The organism is Brevundimonas sp. (genome assembly GCF_032017145.1).
GTDB lineage: Bacteria > Pseudomonadota > Alphaproteobacteria > Caulobacterales > Caulobacteraceae > Brevundimonas.
In genome coordinates this window covers 1-4,286 of sequence record NZ_DALZQC010000166.1, presented here as the reverse complement: position 1 = coordinate 4,286, position 4,286 = coordinate 1, and the positions used below count along the sequence as shown (strand labels likewise).

Annotated in this window: 3 protein-coding genes; all 3 read left to right on the top strand. The window is 64.7% G+C overall.

Going from position 1 to position 4,286, the window contains the following annotated elements:
• Positions 1 to 59 precede the first annotated feature (59 nt).
• The 3 genes from RTU05_RS17150 to RTU05_RS17140 all read left to right on the top strand — a co-directional run bounded on the left by RTU05_RS17150 (position 60) and on the right by RTU05_RS17140 (position 3,903).
• Positions 60 to 626 carry a hypothetical protein gene (locus RTU05_RS17150; protein WP_312599526.1) on the top strand — a complete coding sequence of 189 codons (567 nt, stop codon included), beginning with the start codon at positions 60 to 62 and terminating at the stop codon, positions 624 to 626.
• A 266-nt stretch (positions 627 to 892) separates the two neighbouring features.
• Complete coding sequence (locus RTU05_RS17145) at positions 893 to 2,926, top strand: TonB-dependent receptor (RefSeq protein WP_312599525.1); 2,034 nt, start codon at positions 893 to 895, stop codon at positions 2,924 to 2,926.
• Between the two features lie 149 nt (positions 2,927 to 3,075).
• Complete coding sequence (locus RTU05_RS17140) at positions 3,076 to 3,903, top strand: hypothetical protein (protein WP_312599524.1); 828 nt, start codon at positions 3,076 to 3,078, stop codon at positions 3,901 to 3,903.
• Positions 3,904 to 4,286 lie beyond the last annotated feature (383 nt).

The window sequence follows — 4,286 nt, the reverse complement described above, 5'->3', positions numbered from 1 at the left end:
CTCTCCAGCTCCGAAAAGCTAGCATGGGTGTCCACTGAAACGAGGGAGGATCAGCATCTTTGAACCTGCTAGCCCAGCGCTTGGAAGACCTGTCGCTGGCTCCAGCCGACGAAACGGACGTGGTTCCGTTTTTGACCGCCATGACAGGCATCCTCCATCCGATAACCTGGACGAAGGCCATCGACTGCATTTTGAACGGTCAGCTCAAACTGGCAGGTCGTCGTCAGCGGACCGGGCCGATTCTGAGCCAGCCCCTGGTCACTGAACAAGGGCTGGAAAAACTGAAAAAGTCGGATGAAGGCATGCCGATGCCGGAGGTTACGTTTTCCTGCATGGTTGCCGCCGATATACTCGGCGTTAGCAACACGCCAGTGAGCGGAGCCGTAAGGCTTGGATTGATCCGGGGGAGGAAGACGCGGCGTCGAATTGAGGTGCCGCTGTCTGAAGTGCGCAGATACGGGCGCGAATTCATCGGTGCGGATGAAGTGGCGAAGAAGACCGGCGTCAGAGCGCAGGACTTCTCTGCCGCCATGCGGTCAAATGGGTTCGAGCCGCTCGGCCAAGCCTACAACACCTATTTCTGGCGCAGGGCTGACGCTGAGGAATTGTACCCGAGTCAGCTGTAATGAAATTGGGCGCCGGCTGAGCCATAGTCCGTGAAACTTGAGTCTGATCGCACTCGGTGCCGGTGTGTGAGGCCCATTGATCTTGCTGCAGATTTCTGATGTCGCAGAGTCAGGTCAAATGAAACCAGACAAATGGACGCAGTATCCGCTGGCCTCGAACCACCGTGATTTTGGGGTCGCACGAGGCCGGGGATTATCACGACCGGCTTGACCGAATGTGACGTTATCTCATAACACAAAACCTTCCTCCCTTGAAGGTTCCCGTCATGCGTTCCTCCCCCGCCTTGCGTTCGCTGCTTCTGGCTGCGGTCGGCTCCACCGTGATGGCCGGCGCCGCCGCCGCCCAATCGACCGCCAGTACGCCGACCACGGTCGACGACGTCATCGTCACGGGCGTTCCCTATGGCGTCAGCCAGCGGGCGGCGGTCATCGCCACGGACGTGGTGGACGAACAGACCCTGGCCACCGCGCCGGCCGCATCCCTGGGCGACCTGCTGAACGGGCGGCCGGGCGTGCGCTCCACGGACTTCGCGCCTGGCGCCAGCCGTCCGGTCATCCGGGGTCTGAGCGGCCCGCGTGTCCAGGTGCTGACCAACGGCATCGGCCTGATCGACGCCAGTTCGGTCTCGCCCGATCACGCCGTGGCGGCCGACCCGGCCGAGGCCAACCGCATCGAGATCATCCGTGGGCCCGCCACCCTGGTCTATGGCGGCTCGGCCATCGGCGGCGTGGTGAACGTGCTGGACGACCGCATCCCCACCGCCATCCCCGAGGGCGGCGTCGAGGGCGTGGTCTCGACCCAGGCGTCCAGCGTCGATGACGGGCGCAGCGCGTTCGGCCGCGTCACCATCGGTTCAGGCAACTTCGCCTTCAACATCGATGGGGTGAAGCGAAAGACCGACGACTACGACATCCCCGCCCCGGCCATTTCCGCCCGGCGCGCCTCCGCCGAAGGCATCGCACGCGGCGACGACGACAAACAGCCCAACAGCTATACCGACCTGCAGACCTGGGGCGTCGGCGGATCCTACATCGGCGACAAGGGTTTCGCCGGCGCCTCCTACAAGGACACCGACAGCGAATACGGCACGGTCGCCGAGGAATCCGTCTTCATCAAGCTGAACCAGAAGCGCTGGGATGCGCGCGGCGAGTATCGGTTCGACGACGGCCCCTTCTCGGCTCTGCGCGGCTCCTACGGCCATGCCGACTACACCCACACCGAGTTCGAGGATGTGGGCGAGCCGGGCACGGTGTTCAACTCCGACGGCTGGGAGGCGCGCGCCGACCTGGTTCAGCGCCAACGCGGCGGTTGGAACGGCGCCCTGGGCGTCCAGGCCCTGTCGCGGAACTTCCAGGCCATCGGCGAGGAAGCCTTCGTGCCCACCGTGGATATCGACGAAGTCGGCGTCTATACGGTGCAGCGGCTGGATCTGGGCAATCACGGTTTCGAAGGCGGCCTTCGCTACGACCGGCGCGAGTTGTCGGGCACGCCCATCGGCGGAACCAGCGAGGTGAACCGCACCTTCGACAACTGGTCCGCCTCCGCCGCCGCCTTCCTGCGCCCCGCGCCCGGTCTTTTCCTGGGTCTCAGCCTGGCCCACAACGAGCGCGCGCCGAGCGAGGTCGAACTGTTCGCCGACGGCGTCCACATCGCCACCGCCGCCTATGAGACCGGCGACCTGAACCTGAACAGCGAAAAGGTCACCACGCTGGAGGGGACCGCCCACTATGATCGCGGCCGGTTCACGGGCGATCTGCACGTCTACCATTCCTGGTACGACGGCTTCATCGACGAGCGGCCGACCGGAGAACAGTTCCTGTTCGAGGAAGAGAATGAGACCTTCCCCGTCTATCGCTTCGTCCAGACCGGCGCGAAATTCTACGGCTTCGAGTTGGAGGGCGCCTACGCCCTGTGGCAGGACGGCGATCGCAAGCTGTCGCTGGAAGGGTCCGCCGACTACGTCCACGCCCAGACCGATTTCGGCCCGGCCGCGCGTATTCCGCCCTATTCCGTCACCGGCCGCCTGGCCTGGACCTCCACCCGCTTCGACGCCAGCGCCGAGGTGCGGCACGTGGGGGAACAGGACCGCGTCGCCAATGCGTTCGAACTGCCGACCGACGACTACACCCTGGTCAACGCATCCCTGGCCGTGCGACCCTTCACTCAGCAGAACGTCACCCTGTTCGCCGAGGCGCGCAACCTGACCAACGAGGAGGCCCGCGAACACGCCTCCTTCCTCAAGGACATCGCCCCCCTGCCGGGCCGAAACCTGCGTGTCGGGGTGGCCTACAGGTTCTGATTTTTAGAAAACTGATCGCCAGGCCTCGGACCTGTCCACGCCTTCAGCGTGGGCAGGTTTTTTGTTCTGAAAGCAGATTCGAAAACAGAGACGTCTTGTGCGCCTCTCGCTCTCTTGGGCCTCTAGCAGCAGTCGAACTTGCGATGGGTATGGCGGCTACCCTTATCGGCACCAAGACGGAGCAGCGCATGCTGGACGGGCTACGCGGCAAGCGGATGGCGCCAGCGGCGGCCGCAGAAGCCGTCCGCGCCTTCGGCGCAGAGACCGCCCGACTTGATCACGATCACCGCGCCACCAGCGCCGCCGATAATGCGAGCGCGGCGAAGGTCGTGCGGGTGAAGCACATGGGTTCGCGGGCGGTGATCGCCCTGTGCCGCGACGCCTCGGTCGCGCGCGAGCGGTTCGGCGTCGCCGGCGAGGAGAGCGGCGCCATCTGGACCCGCACCGGCCGTTCCTTCTTCAATGACCCCGCGATGACGGAAGGCCTGCTGGCCCGCCTGCGCGCGCGGGTCGATGAGATCGGCCTGTGGGACGAACTGGCCACGAACTGGCTGCTGCTCGATTCCGAGATCATGCCCTGGTCCGCCAAGGCCGGCAGCCTGATCGAAAGCCAGTATGCGCCGGTCGCCACCTCGTCGTCCGAAGGCTTCAGAACCGCCCGCGAGGCGCTCGCCCGCGCGATGAACCGTAGTGTCGATGTCGGCGCCGTCCAGGCTCGCTACGAGGACCGCGCCATGCGAGCCGGGCGGTATGCGACGGCGTGGGCTCCCTATGTCTGGCCGGTGTCCGGCATCGACGACCTGAAGGTCGCACCCTTCCATCTGCTCGCCAGCGAAGGTCGGGTCGCTCAAGGAGCGGGTGGACGAGCTCACCCGCATTCGCGATCAGGCGCGCGTCGATGCGGAGCGGGTCATCGCATCCATCGAACGCATCGCGCCCAAGATCACCGCCGCCAGTCTGCACCGCTTGTCGTGTGACCTTGCGGCTACTTAGCCATCCGCTATCTTGTGGGCCCAGCAGTCGGCCACGACCACTTCGCCCGTCGACTGCACGCCAATGTACCGAGACTGATCCCAAGAAGGTCACGCTTCCGGCCGAAACCTTGACTTCAGCCTCGAAGCGCGATGATGCCGCCACCGCTCTCCGACCCTTGATCGAAAAGGCAGTGCTGAAGCTCGGCGATCAGCATGGCGAGAGCCTCCCCTGCACGACGTGCTCGTCGCAATCATGGATTGGCCGCACGACAAACCTCGGCCCCTAAACGACGACACCCCCGTCGCTTACGCGACGAGGGTGTCGTTATCTTTGGGTGCGGGAGTAGGATTTGAACCTACGACCTTCAGGTTATGAGCCTGACGAG